Here is a 25,115-nt window from a genome sequence, read left to right as displayed (position 1 = left end):
AGTTTCAGGAGGAAGGAATATATGAAAATTATCAAAAGTCAAAATATATACGAAAAAGTTCAGGAAAAACTAGAAGAAATCAACACAAATCTCAACTCAAAGACCCAAAAGCTTTTTGAAAATTACACTGGACCTTTTGCAAATGAAATCAGAGAAAATATAAAGATTGCAAAGGAAAAGAAATTACCACTCTGTCAAGACACCGGAATTGTTGAGTTCTTTGTCTTTAAACCTTATGACCTATCACTCGAAGAACCAATACATAGGACTTTGTATAGAGCTGTCAGAGATACCTACGAAAAGAACGGCTATAGAAAAAGCACCGTTCTGGACCCGCTTTATTCAAGAATTAATAAAATGGACAATCTACCGGCGATAATCCATGAATTTGAAATTGAAACTTTTGATGGATTAGAGATTTGGATAATAGCCAAAGGTGGAGGAAGCGAAAACTTATCTGCACTTTACATGATGCCACCATCAGCCACTGAGGACGATGTAATCAACATCGTCGTCCAGCATATTTTAAAGAACGGACCAAATGCTTGTCCTCCAATCAACGTTGGTATAGGTATCGGTGGGACAGCTGATATGGCGATACTTATCTCAAGGCTTGCCTTATTTACGGATGAATATTTTCCCAAATTGTCTTATCTTGAAAGCTACGATGATTTAGCAAAAAAGCTATATTTGCTCATAAACAAACTCCACATAGGTGTTCAGGCACTGGGCTTTGGACCCACTTGTCAAAGTGTTAAGATATATGCTTATCCTACTCACATAGCAACACTTCCCATCGCAATCAGTGTCGACTGTTACCTCTCACGCACAGGGAGAGTGGTTATAAATGAATAAAATGGATAAAATTGCTCTTTGCAATTTGAAGGCAGGAGAATCATTTTACTATTCTGGGACTCTTTTAGTAATGCGTGATGCAGCACACAAAAGGATTATCGAAAAAGAAAAAGAAACAGGCAGATTGCCAATATCTCTACATGGAAGGATTATCTTCTACGCAGGTCCTACATTTTCGAATGGTAGGATGGTAATAGGTCCAACGACGTCAAAAAGGATGGATAAATTTTTAGAGTACACCCTTTCAAAGGGTGTAATTGCAACTATCGGTAAAGGTGAAAGAACGCAAGAAGCAATAGAGGCTATAAAAAAATACAAAGCACCATATTTAGTTGCGCCGAGTGGTTGTGCTGCATATTTATCGGAAAAAATTTTGGATTGGAAAATCGTTGCATTTGAAGAACTTGGACCAGAAGCAATTTATGAAATCACCGTAAAAGATTTCCCATTAATTGTAGCCATAGATTGTAATGGGAATACAATTAGGTAAAATAGTTAACTAAAAACTTTACCCTAAGTCTACAGACTGGACCCACCCGCGTATCTTTTTAAGGATTTCATCTTTATTCTCTTTTGATGGATTAACAAAGTATAGAAGTTCTAAGAACTCATTTTTTGGTAGAACTTTTTTGACCTGTTTCACACACCTTTTTATACTTCCACCACCGTTTGTGATAAGTATACCTACCCTTTTTCCTTGAAGCTTTTGCTCATTACTCAAGATAGACAATAGCGTATTAATCGGTGAGGCACAATTTCCTGCCCACACAGGTGTGCCGATTACTACCAGGTCATATCCATGTAGATTTGGAACTATAGTTTTCAGTTCTGGTTTTTCTTTGAAGACCGAGGATTTTCCACACCAGAAGTATTTCTTGAAACCCTTCGTTGGAAAAGGTTTTACCAATTCAAGTTCAACTAAATCTGCCTTTAATTCTTGTGCTAATAACTCGGCAACAAACTTCGTGTGGCCATCAAGAGAATAGAAGATAACTAAGCTCTTCATACCCTAACCCCCTTTCAAAGGTTGGAATTTTCTATATCAATAGCTACATCAATCAAAATATCATAGTATTCCTTCCAACGCTGTGCCAACACGGCTCGTGTGTAGCCTTGAGGATCACACCTCTCATCAATTTTTGGGATAAGCATCCTACAGCTTTCTGGACGGGTTTCAAATGAGAGCTCACACCCGGTTTGTGTCAAAAACGTGCATTCACCTGAATATCTATGGTCAAACGCACTACCCTCAAATCCTTTAACAGCAGGCCGAACAAAATATAGTCCTTCTTCCTGACTAACCCAATCAATTGTCCATCTACCAGAGGATAAGGCTTTGAACAGATTTTCTCTGAGTTTTTCAATATCCGGTGCACCAAAATCTTCAGGCGTAGCAAGTCCAGGATATGTTTTACAACACTTCCCACCACAAATCTTGCAAACTTCAGGATTTTCAACCCCGATTGGTCTATTCATAAAATATACCTCCTGATACAGTGTATTAACTTTGGCAAAGCTCTGTGATATCATATGAACCAAAGAAACCATACATTTGTTCTACGTATATTTTATCACCAAACGATTGGAGGTGGTTGAACTGCAAATCTTTGTTCCTGAAAAGTATCAATATATGCCTTCCAAGAAAATTTTTCTTGCACGCGCGGGACTGATTTATTCAAAGGCTATAGATGATGATAAGTTATTGGAGATTGCAAACAAGATATATCTAAAAGGATTAGAAGTAGCAAAACCCTTTGTTTACTGGGATGTTTTCAAAAAAGACCAACTTCCAGAAAGCGCAATACCTGGTAAGTTTAAGGCGTTCAATACATTCCTCATTTTCATTTCCACACTAGGAGAAACGCTTGATAAAGAAATCGAAAAGCTTTCGCAGAGTTCAACACTTGAGGCTATGTTACTTGACGCGTGGGGTTCTGAAGCTATCGAAAAGCTAAATGACACTTTTGAGCAGGTGTTCAAAAGTCAAAACAACTGCGATTTAACAATGAGATTTTCTCCAGGATATGGTGATTTGCACATAACTGTGAACAAAACTTACGTTGAACTACTCGGTGTAACAGACAAAATCACGGTGCTTGATACAGGGCTTATGATTCCAAGAAAGACAACAACTTGTATTGCTGGAATTGTAAAATAGGCTCTTTTTTAACAAAAACCCATCCCCTGTGGGGATGGGTTTTGTCAGTAACTTATAGCTCTAACGTTTCCACCCGTTAATGCCACCACTTTTGAACGGTTGTCTGAAGGGTAGGATATGTTCCAGATATGTTAACTTCGTCAAAAATATCTTTTACTGCCTGTTTATCAACATCGTCTGCGTTATAAGTCAACGTCATGGTATACTTTCCACCCGAGGAACTTGTAACTGAGAAGTCAAAGTTCTTTGGTATAGCACTGAGGTGATTCGGGACTATATCGGTCCAAGTTGCTTCAGTTGGATCCGCAGGTCTCTCAGTGTAAAAGTAGGTAACTAACGCTGCTTTCAAGTTTCTGAAGTTTTGAGCCACTTGACTTGCCTTTGCTTGCTGCACTGCATTTATCGAAGCAGGTGTTGCAACTCCCATAAGTGCAGCGATAACGGCAAGCACTATCAAGAGTTCAACCAGTGTAAAGCCTCTTCTCGTGGTCCTCATGGTGTCACCTTTTTTTGTGAGCTCGAGAACTTGTCTTGAGAAAGGAGGTTTGGCAAGGGGGAGTACTATACTCTTCGAGTCCGCGTTTTTTAAACACAGAAGGATACCCATGTCAAGCCAAAAAATCTTTCTCTTTGGGTTCCCGGCGTTCCCCTGTGCCTTAAGTTTACCCTACGTTCCTCACGGTCCTCTAATCAAAGCAAATCCATTTGTGACACATTAAGAAGGCAGTCCTTAATTAGTACTACAATCTATTAGACCTAAGAAGAGTAAAAAAGCGTTCAAGAATCTTTTGGTTTCATTTTCATATGAAAATACTCTGCAATATTAAAAAATAAACCCCAAAAAATAAACCCCATCCCGAAACGGGATGGGGTGTAACGAATTGTCCTAAAACATTACCACCATTTTTGCACACTGAAAGTCAATGTCAAGGGCTGACCTGTGTTACCTGAAACCTCTCTCATTCCGTTTTCTCTTACTTTGTCTGCATCAACGTCTCCGCCTGAGTAAGTAATTGTAACGGTGTATAAACCACCTGTGCCTCCTGTAACTTGTAAGTCAAAGCTTTGTGGCTCACTGCTAAGATATCCTTTGTTTTTTAGAATAGCAATGGTAGCTGTTGCCGGGTTATTCGGTTTTTCTGTGTTAAAATAATTTTCAAATGCTGTCCTGATGTTTCTAAAGTTCTGTGCCACCTGGCTTGCCTTTGCGTTTCTAACTGCGTTAAGTGCAACAGGTGTTGCAATGGACATAAGCGCTGCGATAACTGCAAGAACAATCAAAAGTTCAACCAACGTAAAACCTTTTCTCATACTACCAACCTCCTTTTTTAGGGTTTGGATTTGTTTTTAAAAATATTCTATAAATATTATCGCACAATTTTTTTGTTTTTGGATAGTCTTGGGTTAAACGGTTAGCATCTCGGGATAAAATGCAAGCAAATCATGATGAAGTGCATTAATTTTAGGATAAAGTTTTTGCAACAACTACCAAGATTTTTGTATACTAAACGAGTAAACCAACTGTTTTTCTGTCCCTTCAGTTTTTTCTTGAACATCTGGAAGAATTTTTAAAACTTTCTCGAGGTCAACATTCGATTTTGAATAGATTATCTGAACAATGTACTTGCCGTTTCCATCGGCGTTTTCGAAATTAATCGAAAAGCCATCAGGTGAAAATGAAAGATACTTCTTCTCAACAAGGTCTTCCATGCCCACTGGTTTGCGTTTTTCGATTTGTATGTAACTCTCCACTGCTGTTCTTATTGCTCTAAAATTTTGGGCAACCTGATTTGCTTTGGTATGTGCCATAATTGTGCTTGCAGGGGTTAGGTATATCGTCACTGCTATCAAAGTGGCGATGATTATTATAACAATGAGCAGTTCGATTAGAGTGAAACCTGTTTTCATACACTTCACCACCTTTTGAAAGACGTCGAAAATATTTTACACCGTTCTTTTCGTCGTTTCGTTACAAAACCACAAAAGGCTGATTTTTGGAGATGAATAGCTTTCTCTAACTAATGAACTGCAAAAATACGGGTGTAAAAAAACACCGCGGTTTGTATTCCGCGGTGTTTTGTTATGGCTTGTCTTTTTTGTTTATTATTCTCCAACTTGCATTCTGACAAATCTGGAAACCTGGATGTTTTCTCCTATCTTTGCAATTGCTTGTTGTATCATATCTTTGATTGTAGTTGTTTGGTCAAGAGCGTATTTTTGCTCAAGTAAGCAGTTGTCTTGATAGAAACTTTCGAGTTTTCCTTCGATTATTTTTTCGATAACTTGAGCAGGTTTACCAGAATCTTTCAGTTGTTCTCTGTATATTTCTTTTTCCTTTTCGATAACATCTGCTGGGACGTCTTCTCTTTTGACCCATCTTGGAGCCATAGCTGCAATGTGCATTGCAATTTTGTTTCCAAGTTCTTTGAATTCATCTGTTCTTGCAACGAAGTCCGTTTCACAGTTGAGTTCAAGAAGAACACCTATTTTTCCGTTGTGGTGAACATAAGAGATGATAAGTCCTTCTTTAGTTTCCCTTCCAGCCTTTTTCGCAGCTTTTGCAAGGCCTTTCTTTCTGAGTATTTCTATAGCCTTTTCCATATCGCCGTTTGCTTCTGCAAGTGCAGCTTTACAATCCATCATACCAGCACCTGTTCTTTCACGAAGTTCTTTAACCATTTGGGCGTTAATTTCCATACCATCCAACCTCCTCTACGTATTTTTGTGATGTATCTGATTATTCACTTTATTAAATCCTTACTTCCCGCCATTCAGCATCGAACACTAAGATATAATTGTAACCTAATTCTTTGAGTATTTCAATACCTCTCTCAATACCTCTTCCTATCTGTTCCAATGAATGTGCGTCAGACCCAATTGTTATATTCCTGCCTCCAAGAGATTTGTAAAGCTTCAAAAGTTCGATGGAAGGGTTAGGTTCTCCGTAAATTTCAATAGCAGCAGTGTTTACCTCTAGCATTTTGCCGTTTTTGATAAGTATCTTCATTATTTCACTGATAATATCGTATAATTCCACAGAGAACGGTTCTTTGTTTTTTTGATATCTTCGTGGGAAATCAAGGTGCGCGAGTGCATGGTACTCATCGAATCTTTTTATTATATCAAGCAAACGAAGAAGATAATTTTTGTAACTTTCTTGAGTAATTGGGTCTTCTACATAGTGATGAGAAAGCAAAACGTAGTCAAATTTCTTTGTATCAACTTTTAGTTCTTTTAACCCATCCCAACCGAGTTCGACTCCCACTGGAAGTGAGTATTTTTCCATTTCAGAACGATAAGTATCAACGTCTATGATATTTGCGTGTTCATCAGCAAGCTCATAGTGGTCTGTAATTATTATGTGCTTTATTCCCTTTTCTCGAGCAGTTTCGATGATGTCTTCAATTTCAGACTCAGAATCGGGAGAGTATCTACTATGAATATGATAATCTGCTATCAGAGTTTTACTTTTTGCGCTCACCTGTTAACCTCCTCTATTGCCTTTATTAAAGCGGTAAATAGTGAATGCGGTGCTCCAACTTTTGATTTGTATTCAGGATGATACTGGATACCAACAAAGAACGGGTGGTCATCTAGTTCAATAGCTTCGAGAAATTCAGACTTTCCGGATATTGTTAGTTTATAACCCTCTTCTCCTGGGAATTTGTACATAAACCCAAAGTTAACGGTATCTGCCTCGTATCTATGTCTATGTCTTTCGTAAACCTCTTCTTGTCCGTAAATACTATAAAGCTTTGTCCCTTTAAGAACCTGCATCTTTTGAGCACCGAGTCTCATTGTGCCACCGAGGTTCATGATTTTCTTTTGCTCTTCCATCATATTTACAACAGGATAAGGAGTTTCAACATCAAATTCAGTTGAATTGGCACCTTTCAAATTGAAAACGTTTCTTGCAAATTCTATGACCATAAGTTGCATTCCAAGGCATATACCAAGGATGGGCTTTTTGTTCTCTCTCGCATATTTTATTGCTTTTATCTTACCTTCAATTCCACGCTTGCCAAATCCACCGGGGATTATCAGTGCATCGAAACTTGAAAGCTTTTGTGCAACACCTTCATCGTCCAATTCCTCAAGTTCCTGCGCATCTATAACAACTGGTTTTTGAACACCGGAAAGGAAAATAGATTCAATGATACTCTTGTAAGCATCGTCAGTTCCAAGATATTTACCAACTAGTGCTATTCTGTAGGGTTTAAATGACTTTGGATATGACCAGCCTAATGGCTTCTCTTCGATTTGAATGTTAAGTCGATTGGCAACAAGTTTGTGAACCCCAGCTTCGTAGAGTGTTTCCGGAATTTGGTAAACATTTCCAACATCAGGCAAATTTATGACCATGTCTCTTGGAACACCACTGAAAAGTGCTATTTTGTAAAGGCTTTGGGAATCTATTGGCATTTCACTTCTGACTACAATAACATCCGGCTGAATACCTATTTTTCGCAGCAACTGAACAGATTGCTGTGTTGGTTTTGTTTTAAATTCGTTAGTAACTCTCAAATAAGGCACATAAGTAACGTGAATAAATAGGAAATCATTTCTGTTCTTTTCAAATGCAAGTTCTCTAACTGCTTCAAGAAATACCTCACCTTCTATGTCTCCAACAGTTCCTCCTATTTCGATTGAAAGCACTTTCCCTGGCATCGATGTAATTCGCTCTTTTATCTCAGAAGTAACATGTGGAACAACCTGAACGGTGGAACCAAGATATTTTCCCTCGCGTTCGCGTTGGATTATCGTTGAATATATCTGCCCTGCTGTGATGTTGTTTCTTCTTGACATACTAACACCTAAGAATCTTTCATAATGCCCGAGGTCAAGGTCTGCTTCGTAACCATCGTCGGTGACAAAAACTTCTCCGTGCTGATTCGGGTTCATCGTTCCTGCATCAACATTTAAATAAGGGTCTATTTTTAACACATTTATATCAACCCCAACTTCTTTTAAGAGTCTCGCAAGTGATGCAGAGAATATTCCCTTTCCAATACCGCTCAAAACACCACCAGTTACTACTATGTACTTTTCAGGCATTATTACACCCCCACGAAAAACGTATAGCTGTTTTGCCAATTCATGTTAAGTTTACTCTCAAATAGTTTTTTCTTCAACGAAAAACTCATTAACTTTAGTTAACTTTTGCGTTGAATATAGAACCTCGTACAAATGGTAGCGTAAGGTAGTATAAGGTAGTATAATATAACCAAAAGATGTTTTCTTTACGCAGGGGTGAGAGACTCGGTATGGTTAATCCAGATATACTAAATGATATCCCTCACAAAGCTGGAGTGTATTTATTTAAAAAGGGCACCGAATATATCTACATTGGCAAGGCAAAGGACCTAAAGAAAAGATTAACATCACATTTTAGAGCAACCACAGGAAAGAGTAAGCTAATAGTAGAGGAAGCGGATAATTTGGAAGTTATCCTAGTTTCAAACGAAAAGGAAGCTCTAATCCTTGAAGCCAATTTGATTTTTGAACATAAACCAAAATACAACGCTATGCTAAAAGATACACAAGTGTATCCTTACATACGCATAAGTGATGACGAAGTTCCTTATTTAGAGATTGTCCGTTCGCGCAAAGGAACAGGGAGTTTTTATGGTCCATACACGAACGTTGCTTTTACTCGGCAACTTTTCGAAGTGCTTAGAAAAGTTTACAAATTTCGAACATGTAGAAGAGAGTTAACATCGATAAAGAAACCTTGTATGGATTACCATCTTGGACTTTGCTCTGGGGTATGTGTTGGTGAGGAAAGTGTTGAAGAATATAACGAAAGGTTGCAAAAGCTAAAAACAGTGCTTAGCGGAAACTTTTCTGATGTTGTCGCATATGTCAAAACCAAAATGGAACAACATGCAAGATTGTTAGATTTTGAAAACGCAGCAAAGTATAGAGATATATTGCTAAATTTCAGCAAAGTTATGGAAGCACAAGGTGTGGTCTTACCTGAGCAAGTCAATTTAGATGTGATAGTTGGTAAGAGCAATACTTACTTAGTCTTGAGAATACGGTCAGGTTATCTGATTGGTAAATTACTCTACGAATTTGAAGGCACACTTGAAGATTTTGTAGAACAGTTTTATGTATCGAAAGGTTCTGAACTGCCAACGATTGTTTTAGTTGAACACAAAACTAAAGCGTTAACAAAACTATCCAAAATGCTTGGAATAGAATTCGTAGTTCCATCCCAGAAAGACACACTCTATTCTCAATTACTTGACAAGGCGATTGAGAATCTAAATTACGAAATTGGACTTATACTTTCCAACAAGGCTATCCTTAGGCAGATGAAGGAATTATTAGGATTGAGCAGAGTGCCTTATCGGATAGAAGGCATTGACATATCTCACACTTCTGGCAAAAATACTGTTGCTTCGCTTATAGTTTTCGAAAATGGAGAAGTCAAAAGAGACGAGTATAGAAGATATAAACTGGGGGACATTTTGGATGATTATGAGAGTATAAGGATGCTTATAAAAAGAAGATATACTAAACATGAATTACCTGACCTTATTTTTGTTGATGGGGGCATCGGACAAGTTAATGCAGCATACGAAGCGTTAGAAGCCATAGGTAGAAAGTGCGATGTTATCGGCTTGGCCAAGGAAGAGGAAGTGGTTGTAACGAGGCACGGGAACGTAAGTCTAAGTTATGAGCATCCTGTTTTGAGATTGTTAGTAAAGCTCAGAGACGAAACACACAGAGTTGCCAATACGTTTGCAAGACAGTTGGCAACTAAGAGGTCCCTGAGGAGTTTTTTAGATGAAATAAAGTGGATAGGTCCTAAGAGAAAGAGAATATTACTTGAGCGTTACTCTTCGGTTGAAGAATTGAAAAAAGCGTCAAGGGAAGAAATTGAACAATTAATTGGGAAAAAGGCTACAGAAAGTTTATTAAACGAACTATTTTATCTGAAAGACAGTTAAATTCATATTAAGCAAGTTGATAAATTGTTCATAGGTGTTATAATTTATGCGTGAATAAACAAGCAATGTTACGTTTGTTTAGAGGAGAATAAGTTTACTTTAATTGTGTCAAAATATACTTCGGGAGGTGGATGTAGTTGACTACGTTTATTATCAGGAGGTTGCTCTTGTTACCACTCATCGTGTTGGGTGTGTCACTGATTATCTTCTCGCTCTTCCAAATACTGGGTCCAGATAAGCTTCTTGCTTCATACGTTAACCCAAACGTATTTGATAAGTTAACCCCAGCCGAGTTGGATGCTTTGAAGGAAAAGTACGGTTTGAACAAACCTTTTGTTGAGAGGTATGGTAGATGGTTATTCAACGCACTCAGAGGTGACCTTGGTTGGTCGCAGGTTGGAAAAGAACCTGTTTTAAAAGCGATTTGGGGCAGATTCCCGTATACACTTGAACTCGCTTTGTACGCATTATTCCCAGTCGTCGGTGTAGGTATATGGCTTGGTGTGACTGCAGCAGTTAAACGCGATAAGTTCCTAGACCATTTCATTAGGATTATTGCAATTATTGGATGGTCTTTCCCAGACTTCGTTTTTGGATTGCTCGTGCTCATGGTCTTTTATTCAGTGCTTGGTTGGTTCCCTCCGGGAAACCTTTCACAATGGGCTGAAGAAATTGTCAAGTCACCCCAATACTTAAAAGTCACGCACCTTCTTACAATTGATGCTCTTATTAACGGAAGGCTTGATGTTTTCTGGGATGCACTCAGGCATATAATAGGACCGGTCATAACACTTTCATTCCTCTGGTGGGCATACTTGTTGAGAATCACAAGGTCAAGCATGCTTGAAGTTCTTTCGAAAGAATACGTGAGAACTGCAAGGGCAAAAGGAGTTCCTGAAAAAGATGTCATACATAAGCATGCAAAGAGAAATGCGATGATTCCAGTTGTAACAGTTGCAGGTGCTATGGTAATAGGCTTGCTCTCGGGTACCGTTATAATCGAGGTTATATTCAACAGAACAGGTATAGGAAGATTAGCTGCAGAAGCTGCCGTTCAACTTGATTATGCTACAGTGTTAGGAACTACTCTGTTCTATTCCATAATCTTAGTGCTCGGTAACCTCATCATTGATATACTATACGCAGTATTCGATCCACGTGTCAGACTTGGTTAAGGAGGTGCCATAAGATGAGCGAAGGCGTAACAACAACAAGGATGAACACAGAATTCAGGCGAGTTTTGAGGAAGATATTTAGGAATCCTTCTGCTATTCTTGGTTTTTCGCTTCTTATATTTTTCATCCTCGTGGCTATATTCGCACCAGTTATCGCAAAGCCATTGAATCCGATGATGCTCGATGATGAAGGAAAACCGATGAAATTAGATAATCCTTACATTATGCCAATCATTACATGGAGCTCGGAACCTGTTCCACCATCACGTGAACATCCGTTTGGTATGATACAAGGAAGAGACATTTTTTACGGAGTTGTGTGGGGCACAAGGACGGCATTCTATATAGGCTTGACTGTTACTATACTCTCCACGATTTTCGGTATAATAATCGGTTCAATTGCTGGTTATTACGGTGGATGGATTGATGAAATACTTATGAGAATCACGGATACCTTTATGTCCATTCCATTCCTTTTGGCAGCAATGGTGTTGACCACAATCTTAGGTAACGGTCTTGACAAGGTTATGATTGCGATGACTGTATTTGGTTGGATGGGTGCTGCCAGGCTTATAAGAGCTAATATTCTTCAAGTCAAAGAAGAGCAATTTGTTTTAGCTGCTAAGGCACTTGGAGTTAAGGACTTCTTCATTATAATAAGACACATCCTGCCGAACACTATATTCCCAGTTCTCATTCAAGCATCAATGCGTATGGGTTCTCTTGTTATTACTGCAGCAGGTCTTTCGTTCTTGGGACTTGGTGCGCCTCTAGGATATGCTGACTGGGGTTCGATGCTCAACTTCACAAGGAACTGGATACTTGGAACAAGCGGGTCAGCATTTACGTATTGGTATGCGGTCTTTTATCCAGGTATGGCTATGGTCTTATTCGTTCTTGCCTGGAACCTTGTTGGTGATGCCTTAAGAGACGTCTTTGACCCAAGATTGAAATAACGGTTGAAATGGCTGGAGGTGAATAAATTGGAAAAAAAGCAACCACTCTTGAGTGTAAGGAATTTAAGAACGTATTTCTATACAGAAGATGGTGTTGTCAAAGCAGTCGATGGTGTTGATTTTGACGTTTACGAGGGTGAAACCCTTGGAATAGTAGGTGAATCTGGAAGTGGTAAGAGTGTTACCTCCCTTGCCATAATGAGACTACTTGACCCTAAAGGACGAATAGAAGAGGGTAGCCAGATAATATTCAACGGTAAAAACTTATTAGAACTGAGCGAAGATGAAATGAGAAAAATCAGAGGCAACGAAATTGCTATGATATTCCAAGAACCGATGGTAGCACTGAACCCAGTTTTCACAGTAGGCGAACAAATAATGGAAGCTATTTTGCTCCACCAGGATGTCGATAAGAAGACAGCAAGGCAGATGGCAATTGATATGTTAAGAAAAGTTGGAATTCCCGAACCGGAAAAACGTGTGGATGAGTACCCACATGAATTGTCTGGTGGTATGAGGCAAAGGGCCATGATAGCCATGGCTCTTTCCTGTAGGCCAAAGCTCTTGATTGCCGACGAACCAACAACAGCTTTAGATGTTACTATCCAAGCTCAAATACTTGAGCTTATGAAAGAACTTCAACAAGAATACGGTATGGCAATTATTCTCATTACTCACGACGTTGGCGTGATTGCCGAAAATGCAGACAGAGTTGTTGTTATGTACGGTGGAAAGGTCATGGAGACCACGGATGTGAAGACTCTCTTTAAGAAGCCCAAGCATCCATACACATGGGGACTTTTGAATTCCATTCCAAGGCTTGATGTTGAGCAAGAAAGACTTTACAGTATCCCAGGAATGGTTCCAGACCCATTGCACTTCCCACCGGGTTGTCGATTCAGTAACAGGTGTGACTTTAAGGAAGAAAGATGTACAATCGAGATGCCTGAGCTTGTAGAGGTTGAACCAGGGCATTATTCAAGGTGTTTCTTCTATCATAAATTAGAAGAAGCTCAGAGGATACTTAAGGCTGGTGAAGGCGCATGATGGAAAACAGACAAGCTGTCACTCAAACAAACAATAATACGACTAAACCTGAGCGAGAAGTTCTCTTGCGTATAGACAACCTTGTCAAATACTTTCCTATTCGAGCTGGGGTTTTCAAACGCATTGTAGCATGGGTTAAGGCTGTAGATGGAGTGAGTTTTGAAGTATACAAGGGTGAGACAGTAGGTCTTGTTGGTGAATCCGGATGTGGAAAAACCACCGTTGGTATGACGCTCTTAAGACTATATGAGCCAACGTCAGGAAGAATAATTGTAGAGGGTGAAGATACTACGCACTACTTCCTTCCAACATGGAAGGCTAAGAAATACGTTAGGAAGACGTATATAGAAAGATTCAAAGAATCCGGATTTGTTCCAAAAGATGATATTGATAGAAAATACTATGATATATTCACAAAAAAAGGTGAAGATGGTCTTCTCGAATACTTAACTGGAGATTTACAGTCCAAGCGATTGGCATTCAGACGTGAGGTTCAAATAGTTTTCCAGGATCCATACAGTTCCTTAAACCCAAGGATGAGGGTTAAGAATATACTTGCGGAAGGACCACTAGCCCACAAGATGATTGAGAAAAAACAGGTAATAGATACCGTTGGGAAGGCATTACAGGAAGTTGGAATACACCCCACTCACATGTACAGATTCCCACATGAATTTTCTGGTGGACAGAGGCAGAGAATAGGTATCGCAAGAGCACTTTTGATGAACCCGAAACTTATAATTGCCGACGAAGCAGTTGCAGCACTTGATGTCTCAATTAGGTCGCAAGTTATAAACCTGATGATGGACTTGCAAAAAGAGCATGACTTAACGTATTTATTCATTTCACATGACTTGTCACTTATTAAATACATTTCAAGTAGGGTTGTTGTTATGTATCTAGGTAAGGTTGTTGAAACCGCGCCGAAAAAAGAACTGTTTGACGAGCCATTGCATCCTTACACAAAGGCGTTGATGAGCGCAATTCCAGTGCCAAATCCGGAGTACAAAAAACAAAGGATAATTCTTCAAGGCGATGTTCCAAGCCCGGTTAACCCGCCAAGTGGTTGTCCGTTCCACCCAAGATGTCCGGTGGCAAAACCAATTTGTTCAAAGGAAAAACCAGAATTAAGAGAAGTTAAGCCTGATCACTTCGTTGCATGTCACTTCCCTGGAAGCTTATAATAATTAAAAACCGACCGTCAAGCGAAGACGGTCGGTTTTTTTACTTTACTACATTGTTTTTTTCATTAAGCATATATATCCTTTCCCTCATAATATAGAATTGAGAAAATAGTGCCTGCAAAGTATAAAAGAATAACGAAGACAAAGGCTTTGTAATTGAAAGAATTAGTCTTAATTATATCGGCAGGATCAAAGATACCAAATGGGGTTAGGTTCTTTAAATAAGCGTAATTTTCGTAAACCCTCGCTATCAAGCTAAGTATGTAGAAGAAACCTAAGAAAAAGAGTGTTATTGTATCGGCTGTTGCTCGTTTGCGTGCAACAGCAGAAGAAATAATTCCAATTAAAGCCATAGAGATGTGAACTGCTATATACGCAAATACAATATACCAGAACTGTCTCATATCAAATGGTTTTACCTTGTACGTATTGAACATATAAAGCAGTGCGAACGCTATAGCGAAGTCGTATATAATCATATTCACAGTTACCAGAAGAATCTTTTCGAGAATGTATTGCCTTCTGGAAAGAGGTTTGCTTAGGACAAATTCAACAGTTTTTTCGTCTTCCTCCTTTACGATTATCGAAGACGCAAGTCGCATTACATAAAAAGTTGCAAATAAGAATATCCATATTTGACCTTGCATAGCAAAAAAATGTATTATGTTACTAAAGTCAATCTCTTCGATGCCAAATATCTTCAGAAAAACTTTCGGGAGCAACTGCATTTTTGAGCTGAATAATCCACCTTCTCCGGCAAAGCTAGGAAAGAGCGCAGAATACATGAATTGGATGCCTACTATAAAAACAAGCCAAACGAAGAGTGATTTTAAGTTCCTTCTAAATTCCCATTTAAAAATCAGCATCTACATCACCTCATTGGCTTTTGTTGTTGACACATCAGCGGGTTTGTAAAGTTCGTCAAACACATCTTCAAGTGATAGGTCCTCTATCGTTATGTCTTCAAATTCTATCGTTTCAATGAGCCTCTTAAATTTCTCGACATTCCATTTCATGAATAGAACTACTTTTCCATTTTCCTCCTTCAACTCAACAACCTCAGAGAGCTCATTTATAACTTTTTTAAGATTACCCTTTGAGTTGTCGTTAAGTATTATCTCTATCTTTTTCAAATCTCGTTCAAAACTTCTTGGTTCTATTATATGCCCCTCCTTAATGAAAATTACTCTGTCGCAAAGTTTTTGTACTTCGCTTAGAATGTGCGAAGACAAGAGAATTCCAACACTATTTTCTCTCAATTCCTTAAGTGTTTTGTAAAGCACTTTTTGAACAAATGGATCAAGTCCGTTGGTCGGTTCATCCATTATTACAAGTTTGGGTTTGTGTGCAAGAGCTTGAATTATTGCAACCTTTTTCTTATTTCCACTTGATAACTCCTCAAACCTCTTTTTAAGTGGTAAATCGAACTTTCTGCATAGCTCTTCGCAATAATGTTCATCAAAATCGTTGTAAAATCCTTTGTAAAATTCGATTATTTTCTCAACTCTTTCGTTGGCATAATAATTCACTTCTCCAGGCACGTAGCCTACACTTTCGAGAATATCCTTAAAACTTTTTCTATCAGCTCGCTGACCTAAGATTTCAATTATTCCAGCATCTGGTTTTAGAAAACCCATCATTGTACGGATTGTTGTTGTTTTCCCAGCACCATTCGGACCAACGAATCCTACTATTTCACCTTCTGAGACATACAAATTAATGTCTTCTACTCCAAGCTTCCCATTATAATACTTAGTCAAACTAGAAACTTTCAAAAGCACGTAACTCACCTCTCTCAATTAGAAGCTAAAATCCCCCTCTTGCGAGGGGGATTCGAAGATTCTCAAGGATATTGAACTTCACAAAATTATTTGTATTCTTCAGCCAGATATTTCTTAATTTCTGCATCTGCCCTCTTTATAGCTGTTTCCATATCGACTTTTCCGTTTATGAAGTCATTAAACATTGTGCTCACAATGTTTCTGATTTCGGTCCATACAGAAAGTTGTGGATCCATTTTTGCATTATCGATTTGCTGCAATGGTATTTCAATGAGTGGGTCAGCTTTTGCTGCTTGCTTCCAAATCGTTGTTTGAAGTGCAGATTTTCTAACTGGCAGATAACCTGTGTTGACAGCCCAGTAAGCTGTGACTTCTGGAGAAATAAGGTATTTCATGAATTCCCAAGCAGCTCGTTTTTCATCTTCTTTTGCTGTGGAGAACATAATTATATCTGTTCCGGCGAATGGAACATTTCTTGTCTTCCAAACCGGAACTGGTGCCCACGACCACTGGAATTTACCTTTTGTCGACCGTTCAACGTAAGTTCTTCCAGCTATTGTGTCTATGTACATGAGAACAGTGCCTTGACCAAAGATATCGTTGAGGTAACCACCCTGAGCGAAGGCAACTTTATCGTCAAGTAGTTTTTTGAAGAACGAGAGTACTTCCCTTGTTTCTGGAGAATCGATTGCCGATACATATCTACCGCTCTTATCTTTCTTGACGATTTCTCCACCTCGCATCATGAGGAAAATTTGGAATGTATCAACTGTTGTTCTGAATGCAAAACCGTAGACATCTGGTTTTCCGTCTTTGTTCTTGTCTTTCGTAAGTGCTTTTGCAGCATACAGGAGTTCGTTAATTGATTTTGGCGCGCTTATACCTGCCGCAGAGAGTGCTGTTGCGTTGTAGTACATGATGTAAAGACTCTTGTTGAATGGAACAGCGTATACAGTGTTACCCCATGTACAATTGTCTCTGAATGCTTTGAAAACATCTTCCCATTCTTCTTTTGTTATTCCTATTTTTGGGTCGTTTATGTATTTGTTAAGTGGTTCTACAATCTTGCTTTGTAGCAACTTTGCCGTCCAGTTTGCGTATGCTTGAGAAATGGTTGGTAATTGCCCTGCTTGAGCACCTGCAAGCAATTTTTGTTGTAATGCGTTGTAGTTTCCAATGTAAACTGCTTCAACAACAATGTCTGGGTGAGACTCGTTGAAAGCTTTGACAATCTGGTTCAATGTTTCACCGTGTCCACCGCCCATAGCATGCCAAAAAACAACCTTAGTTGCAGCAAAGAAAGTCACCGAGAGAACTAATAAGAGTGTTAAAAGAATCTTCTTCATACCTTACACCTCCTACTGTGTGATTAGTAAGACCTTGGGAGAATTCATAAATCCATATGTCGTAGCATAATATTATACCACTAAACACTCCGAGATTCATTAAGTTTTTTTATATGTCCAATTTGAAAGAACGCACAGGTCCTCCTTGTTTCTTAGCAATTTCGTTCAATTCCCTTAAAATTTCTTCTTTTTTCAAACCTAATCTCTCTAATTCTTCTCCTATTGTTCCCCATTTCACATCTCCACAGACTATCACCTTAATACCTTTTTCAAGTAAAGGCTGTATTAAGTATGGAAAATATTCTGCAATTTCTTCGAAACTCGTATTTTCGGTAATGTATACCTCTTGATTGTTTTGAATGTTATCCATGCATTTTCCCTCCCTATTCCATGCAAAACTTTATCAACCTTTATTTAAAGCTATCACGCAACAACTTATACCATCAGGTTTTGCACTTTTCAGTATCCTTACAGCCTCTAACATAGTATTACCAGTTGTCAAAACGTCATCAATTAGAAGTATTCTCTTGCCTTCTAAAAGTTTCGCTTCCTTTCTTAAAGTGAACTTTCCCTTAACAGCTTCTGCCCTGTCTTTTGTTAACAGCTGGTCCGTTTCGCGAACGGCTTTTAGCGCGTCTATCATCGGTTTTTGTAATCGTTTTGAAAGTTCAACAGCAACAAGTCTCATATGGTCGTATCCACGCTTTTTCTTGGCCCTTTTTGTCGCCGGAACGTATGTTATCATTTCAACTGGTATGTTATTTACTACAACTGTTTTATATAGCATTTCGCCAAAAGTTTTTGCAAGCGAATGATGGTTTTTGAATTTATAAGCTAAGATGAATTCCCTGAGCTTATCTTCATAAAATCCAAAGTAATGAACTTCGTAGGGACCTACTTTTCGTGTCGTTATTGCGGGGGGACCATCAATTACAAAAGCACAATCTTTGCAAAGTCTTTTACCAAAACTTTGCGAACCACACACCACGCATTCTGTGTCCGTCGTTAGGTTTAATACATTCTCAAATGCGTTCTCAAAATGTTTGAATAGTTTTGACAACTCGCTGTTAAATTTCAATGATTTCATAATCACATGTTTCGGGGTTAAGAATCACAGCGGTAGCTCTCCCTGTGAGATAACCGCAAGATTCGCCAGGATTGATTACCAATGTACGACCTTCTTTTCTGATATCAATTTGATGCGTATGGCCGTAAAAAACGAAATCGTAAAGCTGAGATTTTATAGCAGGCACCAGCGCATACGGTTCGTGCATCAGGAAGATTCTAAAACCAGACTCTTCTATTTCATATGGTTGGTTGTGCAGTTTGTTTTGAAATTTTTGCATTAAGAACAATTTCTCTCCATCGTTATTACCAAATATTCCTATGAACTTAACCCCTTCAAAAAGAAAATGCGGAGCCATAAAAGGTGAAACAATGTCCCCTAAATGGAATACATGTGTGATTTCTCTTTGTTTAACAACTTCCATGAATTTCCTGATTTTAGGTATGTTATCATGCGAATCACTTATTATCATCCACAGTTGATTGTGCTTGTTCATTTCCTTGTTCAATTCCATCGACATGCGAAACCTCCTCTCTGAACCCTGCAAATTTCCACATAAGGAATATTCCAAGTAAAACGATAAGATAGTATGTTACAAGCCTAAACACAAATATTCCTATCATCACAGCTTTCGGTTCATAAATGTGAGAGAAAACCAATTGGTAAAACCCTTCAACACCACCGCTTGAACCTGGAGTTGGGATATAAAAGACAATAGTGTTGAGCATGTTGACTGCACCCCAGACAACAGATAATGAAACATTTTTGGTACTTACAATTTCAATTGCATACTTAATCATAAAAGACGGAATTAAAGATATTAGTAAGCCCAGGATGAAATCAACAATCAAGGTCCAATAGTTCTTGCGGAAGAGCTCTTTTGTTGATTTTGTCATCATATCGAGCCATTCTAAAGCCTTTTTTTCTCTTTCCTCAAGTTTTTTTGACTTCGTTATTCGGGAAAAGAATTTGAAGACAACGAAAAGTAAGTCTCTGTTGGTGAACGTTAAAAGGCCGGCTATTGTTATTCCAAGCGTAACAAAGAATCCCAACATAATAACTGATAAACCAAGGGTTCCATTAAGAACTCTAAGTATAGTTTTCAACATTATGATGTCGATTGTAAATGTTATAAAAACACTTTCGAACATTCTGGTCAGGGAGATGTTTGTAGCTTCATGAGAGGGAATCCCTAATTTTGTAAGATGGTATATCTGAAATGGCTGACCACCTATAGACATAGGAGTCACGAGAGAAAAGAAAACCGTAAAGAAGAAGTTTTCAAGTGATTGGAAAAAGTTTATTTTGTAACCCAAGCTACGCACGACAATCATTGTTCGGATAGCTTGAGAACTGTAATCTGAGAACATTAGTAGGATTAAAACTATTATGGCTTTGAATGGATAGCTCTTGAGCGCTGTTATAGGGTTCTGTTTTGCAAAAAATATGCCTATGATATTCACTATTGCTAACCCTATTACTAAAGCTATGAGTACGTTTTTTACAATCTTCTTTATATCCAAGGAAATCTCCCCCTGAGAATAATATTATGATTTACCTCAGATAGAGTGTTCATCATTCAAATATCTTTTAACAAAAATCACATCTTCTGGTGTCGTAACTTTGATATTCATCCTACTTCCAATGACATAATAAACGTCAGTTCCTGCCGATATTACTATCGATGCTTCATCGGTAAATGTGTGAAGAATTTCGAGGTGCGATTCCATTGCGCTCTTTACGATGTGATATTTGAAAGTTTGGGGTGTTTGATGAACGAATACCCTACTACGTGGAATTATTTCATCTACTCTTTCACCATTTTCAGAATAACTAACCGTATCAGTTACATTGATTGCAGTTACTACAGCACCATAATGCTTGGCGTACTCGATGTTCTTTTGAACAATTTCTTTACTTACAAGAGGGCGTGCACCATCATGGATAACAACAATGTCTTCCTCACTTGCAAAATCTTTTAAAAAAACAAGCCCATTCCAAACGGAATATTCCCTTGTATCTCCACCAACTACAAAATCGAGCGAACCGTCATATTCACTTACCAACTTTTTGGTTTCATCAAGGTACTTTTCAGGGCAGACAATAACTATTCTATCAAAAAGGTTAAAATCTACAAACTTTTCAACAACGAGCTGTAACAACGTTTTTTTATGAATTTCGTCGATAACGTAGAACTGTTTAGGTCTATCCCAACCAAATCGGGAACCAACACCCCCGAACATTAAGAGAACGTATGTCTTTTGACTCATTTTTGCTGTTCACCCTTTTTCTTTCTTCTTTCCTCAACCATCTGCAGAAACTCATCTTCTGTTATAGTCTTGACTCCAAATTTTTGTGCTTTTTGAAGTTTACTGCCGGGATTTTCACCAACAACTAGGTAGTCAGTTTTTCTTGAGACGTTATCAGTATAATGTCCACCTAAGGATTCAATATATTTCTTTATTTCTTCCCTTGAGAAATTTGTGAGTGTTCCCGTTACGCAAAACGTCAATCCAGATAAAACATCTTCCTTAACTTCGATGTCGCTTTTCATATTTACCCCAGCTTTTTTAAGTTTTTCTATTATTTCCTTTGTTTTAGGTAGTTTGAAGTAGTCATATATACTTTTTGCAGTATCTTCACCAATACCCTCCACTAAAAGCAAATCTGCAATCGATGCGTTTGCTAGTTCTTCCAAAGAACGGAATTTTCTTGCCAGTATCTTTGCTGTTCTTTCGCCAACTCCAGGAATTCCAAGTCCAACAATCAACCTCTCAAGGCTTACAGATTTAGCCCTTTCAATCTCTGACAATATATTTGCTATCATCTTTGGACCCAACCCACTGATTTGAGCAAGGTCAAAGATGGTAAGATAAAATATGTCTGCTATGTCTTTGACTAACCCAGCGTCGACAAGCTTTGAAATAATCTTTGGTCCTAAGCCCTGAATGTCCAGAGCTTGTCTTGAGACAAAAACTTCCAAATGCCTTTTCAATTTCGCCGGACAATGCGGATTGAGACATTTATACGCAACATACTCCTTCGATTCCTTTCCTACAGGCCCACCACATACAGGACATTCATCGGGAACCGTTACAGGTTGCTCTTGACCAGTTCTTAGATCCTTAACCACATGAACGACTTGTGGTATTATTCCACCAGCTTTCTCAATTAACACGTAATCTCCAATTCTTATATCCTTCTCCTTTATGTAGTCAAAATTATGCAAAGAAGCACGTTTAATTATAGTTCCTTCAAGCTCCACAGGTTCAAATTCTGCCACAGGGGTTATCACACCGGTTCGACCTACCTGGTATGTAATACCAATAATCTTTGTCCTTGCTTGCTGGGCTGGGAATTTAAAGGCAATTGCCCAGCGAGGAGACTTCGCAGTCCAACCTAACTCGTTTTGCTTTGCAAAGTCGTTGACCTTTACGACGACGCCATCGACCCAGTATTCAAGCTTGCTTCTCTCCTTAGACCAATTTCTCCAATACTCTATAACTTCTTCTATAGATTTACACAACTTGCTATGTGGATTCACTTTAAAATGCAATCTTTTAAGAAACTCCAAAGCTTCCCATTGAGTTTTCAATCCATATTGTTGCGGTTTTACAATGTAATACATGAAAGAGTCTAAGCTTCTTTTTGCCACTTCGGCAGGGTCCAATAGATGCAACGTTCCTGCCGTTGCGTTTCTTGGATTTGCAAATGGTGTTAGCCCTTCTTCTTCCCTCTGCTGGTTGTATTCTTCGAAATAACTTACAGGCATATAAATTTCTCCACGAACCTCAATAGTTAGCGGTTCAGGCAGTCTTAGAGGAATAGATTTCACGGTCTTTACATTGGCTGTTACATCGTCGCCTTTTAATCCATCACCTCTTGTGATAGCTCTCACCAACAAACCGTTTTCGTATCTAAGTGCAATTGAAACCCCGTCTATCTTGAGTTCAGCAACGTATTCTACATCACCTACAGTTTTTCTAACACGCTCATGAAAATTCAATATCTCAGCTTCGTTGTAAGTATTATCCAAACTAAGCATAGGTTCGCTGTGTTCGACAGTTTCAAATCCTTCAATAGGTTGACCGCCAACCCTTTGAGTTGGCGAGTCAGGTGTTCTGAGCTCCGGGTATCTCTCTTCAAGCTCAATAAGTCTTTGCATCAATTTATCATATTCTTCATCTGTGATAACTGGACTTGCCAAGACATAGTAACGATAGTTATGATACTCAATCTCTCTTCTTAGCCTTTCTACCTCTTCCCTTATTTTTTCCGGAACCATCTCTATCCCCTCTTTTACCTTTTTTCTTTGCTCCTCTTTCTTTAATCTTAACACCTTCGAGGAGCTTTTCTATTTCACTGTCAGATTCAGTTTTTACACTTTCACTTGACTTATCTTTTTTTATCTTCTTTAAATCCTCAGGTGAAGCTATTTCAAAATCGATTTCCATCCTTACTTTGTCTGCTCTTACTACTTTGGCTTTTAGCATATCACCGATTCTGTAGACAGTTCCTGTGCGCTTACCAATAAGTAAGCTCTTAATTTCATCGTAGTAGTAATAATCATCGAGAGTTGAAACATGGATAAGACCGGAAATGTATTTGTCTGGTATCTCAACAAACATACCAAATTTTGTTACTGATGTGACGACAACATCGTATATTTCACCGACATGTCTTGAAATGTAGTCAATCTTCTTCAGAGCTTCGTAGTCCCATTCGGCCTCATCAGCGACTCTTTCCCTCTTGCTACAATGTACTGCCGCTTTTGCAAGGTATTTTTCTAACTTCTTAATTTCTTTCTTTGGAATAGCCCCACCAGTTTCGAGGTACATCTTCAATAATCTGTGGACTATCAAGTCCGGATACCTTCGTATTGGTGATGTAAAATGTGTGTAAGCTTCTGATGCAAGTCCGAAGTGTCCAACATTGCTCGGTGAATATATTGCACGCTTCATAGAACGTACCAAAAGTCTTTGGATACTGCTTCTTAATGGATGCTCCTTTGTTTTTTCCAAAAGCTCTTGCAAAATCTTAGGGTGTATATTTTGTGGTAATTTCATTTTAATTCCCAGTGCACTTAGATAATTCTTCAGTTGAAGCATTGTATCAAAATCTGGTTCTTCGTGAATTCTATAGAGGAATGGAATGCCTGCGTTGTGGAATATTTCAGCAACGGTTTCATTTGCTTTAATCATAAACTCCTCTATGATTACCTCGGATTCGCCTCGTTTTCTTGGAATAATATCAATCGCATGTCCTTTCTCATCAAGGATAATCTTTACTTCATCACCTTCGATATCAAGTATCGCTCCTCTTCTCCTTCTATTTTCTCTTAGGATATCTTTTAATTCCTTCATCAAATATATATGTTCAGCCAAATCCTTGAGCTTATCACCTTCAGGTTTTCCTTCAAGGAAAGCATTAACGTCATCATATACAAGTCTTCTGTAACTTCTAATTACCCCATTTCCAACTTTGTAATCGACAACGTCTCCTTGTTTGTTAATTTCCATAATCAAAGACATAACAAGCCTGTCCTCTCCTTGGACAAGACTGCATAGACCATTAGAAAGTTTAAAAGGTAGCATAGGAATTACTCTGTCGGCTAAATAGACACTTGTTGCCCTGTTGTATGCCTCGTTGTCAAGTGCGGTTCCAGGTTTCACATAATGTGACACATCCGCAATATGAACACCAAGAAGGTAATTCCCATTTGGAAGTTTTTTCACCTGCACTGCATCGTCAAAATCTTTTGCATCAGGTCCATCTATCGTGACAATAACTTCATTTCTAAAATCCCATCTGCCTTCCAAATCTTCTTCCCGAACGTAATCCGGTAGTTGCGCCGTTTCTTTAAGCACTTCCTCTGGGAACTCAACAGGTAGGTTGTGTTTTATCACAACTGTAGGAAAGTCAGTAGCGGGGTCCTCAACCCTTCCTAAAACCTCTACCACACGTGCCTGAGGAGATTTTGTTGCAGATGGATATCTGATAATCTCGGCAACAACTTTCATACCGGGTTTTGCACCGTTTATCTCCTCAATAGGAACGTTGAATTCAACTGGCAATTTTGGGTCATCTGGAATCACAAATGCGAATTGACCTCGGGTTTCGAAAACCCCTACGAATTGCTTGATACCCCTCTCAAGTACTTTGACAACTCGCCCTTCCGGTAATTCATACCATTTCCCTATGATTTGAACTAAGACCTTATCTTTGTGCATTGCAAAATTCGTTTTTTCAACTGGTACAGCAATTTCCTGACCTTCATCAGTTGTCACAAAAGCCAGATTTCCACTCCTGGTGAATTCAATAATTCCAGTAAGCAGATTACCCTTCGTTAGTGTGTATCGCCCATCGTCACCTCTGAATATGTAACCTTGATTTACCAAATCCTCCAACATAGCCTTCAGTTTTTGCTTTTCTTTCGGGTCAGTGACTTCAAAATGTCTGGACAACTCTTTGAATGTCATAGGACTGTAATCGGGTGACTTGAAAAATTTCTTTAACTCTGATTTTTTTAACACAGAAATTCCCTCCTTTATTGTTTTCCTTGCTAATCTATTGTCAATTATATCATACCTA

26 protein-coding genes are annotated in these 25,115 nt (G+C 38.6%); 8 read left to right on the top strand and 18 right to left on the bottom strand.

Annotated features, from left to right (window positions below; all coding sequences use genetic code 11):
- The first annotated feature begins 21 nt into the window (after positions 1-21).
- Positions 22-855: a fumarate hydratase gene (locus AC3M61_RS07890; protein ID WP_500780324.1), complete on the top strand. Its 834-nt coding sequence runs from the start codon at positions 22-24 to the stop codon at positions 853-855.
- A complete protein-coding gene (locus tag AC3M61_RS07885) occupies positions 848-1,345 on the top strand; it encodes a FumA C-terminus/TtdB family hydratase beta subunit (RefSeq protein WP_500780323.1) in 498 nt (165 codons plus the stop codon). The genes AC3M61_RS07890 and AC3M61_RS07885 overlap by 8 nt, the downstream gene beginning before the upstream one ends.
- Positions 1,346-1,363: 18 nt before the next feature.
- Here the strand turns inward: AC3M61_RS07885 and AC3M61_RS07880 are convergent, their stop codons facing one another.
- Both AC3M61_RS07880 and AC3M61_RS07875 read right to left on the bottom strand, forming a co-directional pair.
- A complete protein-coding gene (locus AC3M61_RS07880; protein WP_500780322.1) occupies positions 1,364-1,861 on the bottom strand; it encodes a flavodoxin family protein in 498 nt (165 codons plus the stop codon).
- 14 nt (positions 1,862-1,875) lie between these two features.
- Entirely contained in the window at positions 1,876-2,331 is a 456-nt protein-coding gene (locus AC3M61_RS07875) for a YkgJ family cysteine cluster protein (protein ID WP_500780321.1), read from the bottom strand.
- 112 nt (positions 2,332-2,443) lie between these two features.
- Here AC3M61_RS07875 and AC3M61_RS07870 point away from each other — a divergent pair, with 112 nt between their 5' ends.
- Positions 2,444-3,013: a methionine synthase gene (locus AC3M61_RS07870; RefSeq protein WP_500780320.1), complete on the top strand. Its 570-nt coding sequence runs from the start codon at positions 2,444-2,446 to the stop codon at positions 3,011-3,013.
- A gap of 76 nt (positions 3,014-3,089) precedes the next feature.
- Here AC3M61_RS07870 and AC3M61_RS07865 read toward each other — a convergent pair whose 3' ends face one another.
- The 6 genes from AC3M61_RS07865 to pyrG form a co-directional block, all read right to left on the bottom strand.
- A complete protein-coding gene (locus AC3M61_RS07865; protein WP_500780319.1) occupies positions 3,090-3,509 on the bottom strand; it encodes a type IV pilin protein in 420 nt (139 codons plus the stop codon).
- Positions 3,510-3,907: 398 nt separating this feature from the next.
- Positions 3,908-4,324, bottom strand: a complete 417-nt coding sequence (locus AC3M61_RS07860) for a type IV pilin protein (RefSeq protein ID WP_500780318.1) — start codon at positions 4,322-4,324, stop codon at positions 3,908-3,910.
- A 174-nt stretch (positions 4,325-4,498) separates the two neighbouring features.
- Positions 4,499-4,921 (bottom strand): prepilin-type N-terminal cleavage/methylation domain-containing protein, encoded by a 423-nt coding sequence (locus tag AC3M61_RS07855; RefSeq protein WP_500780317.1) that lies wholly within the window; start codon positions 4,919-4,921, stop codon positions 4,499-4,501.
- A gap of 195 nt (positions 4,922-5,116) precedes the next feature.
- A complete protein-coding gene (gene tsf / locus AC3M61_RS07850; protein ID WP_500780316.1) occupies positions 5,117-5,710 on the bottom strand; it encodes a translation elongation factor Ts in 594 nt (197 codons plus the stop codon).
- Positions 5,711-5,762: 52 nt separating this feature from the next.
- Positions 5,763-6,494, bottom strand: a complete 732-nt coding sequence (locus AC3M61_RS07845; RefSeq protein WP_500780315.1) for a histidinol-phosphatase HisJ family protein — start codon at positions 6,492-6,494, stop codon at positions 5,763-5,765.
- Entirely contained in the window at positions 6,491-8,068 is a 1,578-nt protein-coding gene (gene pyrG / locus AC3M61_RS07840; RefSeq protein WP_500780314.1) for a CTP synthase, read from the bottom strand. Before pyrG ends, AC3M61_RS07845 begins: the two co-directional genes overlap by 4 nt.
- Before the next feature lie 209 nt (positions 8,069-8,277).
- Between pyrG and uvrC the strand changes: the two genes are divergently transcribed.
- From uvrC to AC3M61_RS07815, 5 genes are all read left to right on the top strand, one after another.
- Positions 8,278-9,969: an excinuclease ABC subunit UvrC gene (uvrC, locus tag AC3M61_RS07835; RefSeq protein WP_500780313.1), complete on the top strand. Its 1,692-nt coding sequence runs from the start codon at positions 8,278-8,280 to the stop codon at positions 9,967-9,969.
- Positions 9,970-10,106: 137 nt separating this feature from the next.
- Entirely contained in the window at positions 10,107-11,144 is a 1,038-nt protein-coding gene (locus AC3M61_RS07830; protein ID WP_500780312.1) for an ABC transporter permease, read from the top strand.
- A 41-nt stretch (positions 11,145-11,185) separates the two neighbouring features.
- The gene (locus tag AC3M61_RS07825; RefSeq protein ID WP_500780443.1) at positions 11,186-12,100 is read left to right on the top strand and encodes an ABC transporter permease; all 915 of its coding nucleotides are present in this window, start codon (positions 11,186-11,188) and stop codon (positions 12,098-12,100) included.
- 27 nt (positions 12,101-12,127) lie between these two features.
- On the top strand, positions 12,128-13,147 hold the full coding sequence (locus AC3M61_RS07820; protein ID WP_500780311.1) for an ABC transporter ATP-binding protein: 1,020 nt from the start codon (positions 12,128-12,130) through the stop codon (positions 13,145-13,147).
- On the top strand, positions 13,144-14,331 hold the full coding sequence (locus tag AC3M61_RS07815) for an ABC transporter ATP-binding protein (RefSeq protein WP_500780310.1): 1,188 nt from the start codon (positions 13,144-13,146) through the stop codon (positions 14,329-14,331). Before AC3M61_RS07820 ends, AC3M61_RS07815 begins: the two co-directional genes overlap by 4 nt.
- 65 nt (positions 14,332-14,396) lie before the next feature.
- Here the strand turns inward: AC3M61_RS07815 and AC3M61_RS07810 are convergent, their stop codons facing one another.
- The 10 genes from AC3M61_RS07810 to rnr form a co-directional block, all read right to left on the bottom strand.
- Positions 14,397-15,197 (bottom strand): ABC transporter permease subunit, encoded by an 801-nt coding sequence (locus AC3M61_RS07810; RefSeq protein WP_500780309.1) that lies wholly within the window; start codon positions 15,195-15,197, stop codon positions 14,397-14,399.
- The gene (locus AC3M61_RS07805) at positions 15,198-16,112 is read right to left on the bottom strand and encodes an ABC transporter ATP-binding protein (RefSeq protein WP_500780308.1); all 915 of its coding nucleotides are present in this window, start codon (positions 16,110-16,112) and stop codon (positions 15,198-15,200) included. It lies immediately after the preceding gene.
- An 86-nt stretch (positions 16,113-16,198) separates the two neighbouring features.
- Positions 16,199-17,458 (bottom strand): ABC transporter substrate-binding protein, encoded by a 1,260-nt coding sequence (locus tag AC3M61_RS07800; protein WP_500780307.1) that lies wholly within the window; start codon positions 17,456-17,458, stop codon positions 16,199-16,201.
- A gap of 109 nt (positions 17,459-17,567) precedes the next feature.
- Positions 17,568-17,828, bottom strand: coding sequence for a hypothetical protein (locus tag AC3M61_RS07795; RefSeq protein ID WP_014451204.1), 261 nt, complete (start codon positions 17,826-17,828; stop codon positions 17,568-17,570).
- Positions 17,829-17,861: 33 nt separating this feature from the next.
- Positions 17,862-18,545: a ComF family protein gene (locus AC3M61_RS07790; RefSeq protein WP_500780306.1), complete on the bottom strand. Its 684-nt coding sequence runs from the start codon at positions 18,543-18,545 to the stop codon at positions 17,862-17,864.
- Positions 18,526-19,038, bottom strand: a complete 513-nt coding sequence (locus AC3M61_RS07785) for a metallophosphoesterase (protein ID WP_500780305.1) — start codon at positions 19,036-19,038, stop codon at positions 18,526-18,528. Before AC3M61_RS07785 ends, AC3M61_RS07790 begins: the two co-directional genes overlap by 20 nt.
- Positions 18,983-20,047 carry a lysylphosphatidylglycerol synthase transmembrane domain-containing protein gene (locus tag AC3M61_RS07780; protein WP_500780304.1) on the bottom strand — a complete coding sequence of 355 codons (1,065 nt, stop codon included), beginning with the start codon at positions 20,045-20,047 and terminating at the stop codon, positions 18,983-18,985. Before AC3M61_RS07780 ends, AC3M61_RS07785 begins: the two co-directional genes overlap by 56 nt.
- A gap of 36 nt (positions 20,048-20,083) precedes the next feature.
- Entirely contained in the window at positions 20,084-20,794 is a 711-nt protein-coding gene (locus AC3M61_RS07775; protein WP_500780303.1) for an IspD/TarI family cytidylyltransferase, read from the bottom strand.
- Complete coding sequence (gene ligA / locus AC3M61_RS07770; RefSeq protein WP_500780302.1) at positions 20,791-22,809, bottom strand: NAD-dependent DNA ligase LigA; 2,019 nt, start codon at positions 22,807-22,809, stop codon at positions 20,791-20,793. Before ligA ends, AC3M61_RS07775 begins: the two co-directional genes overlap by 4 nt.
- Complete coding sequence (rnr, locus tag AC3M61_RS07765) at positions 22,757-25,063, bottom strand: ribonuclease R (protein WP_500780442.1); 2,307 nt, start codon at positions 25,061-25,063, stop codon at positions 22,757-22,759. Before rnr ends, ligA begins: the two co-directional genes overlap by 53 nt.
- Positions 25,064-25,115 lie beyond the last annotated feature (52 nt).

It is taken from the genome of Fervidobacterium sp. (assembly GCF_059913585.1).
Note: the sequence above shows the minus strand (reverse complement) of the source record. Positions and strands in the feature narration are given on the sequence as shown.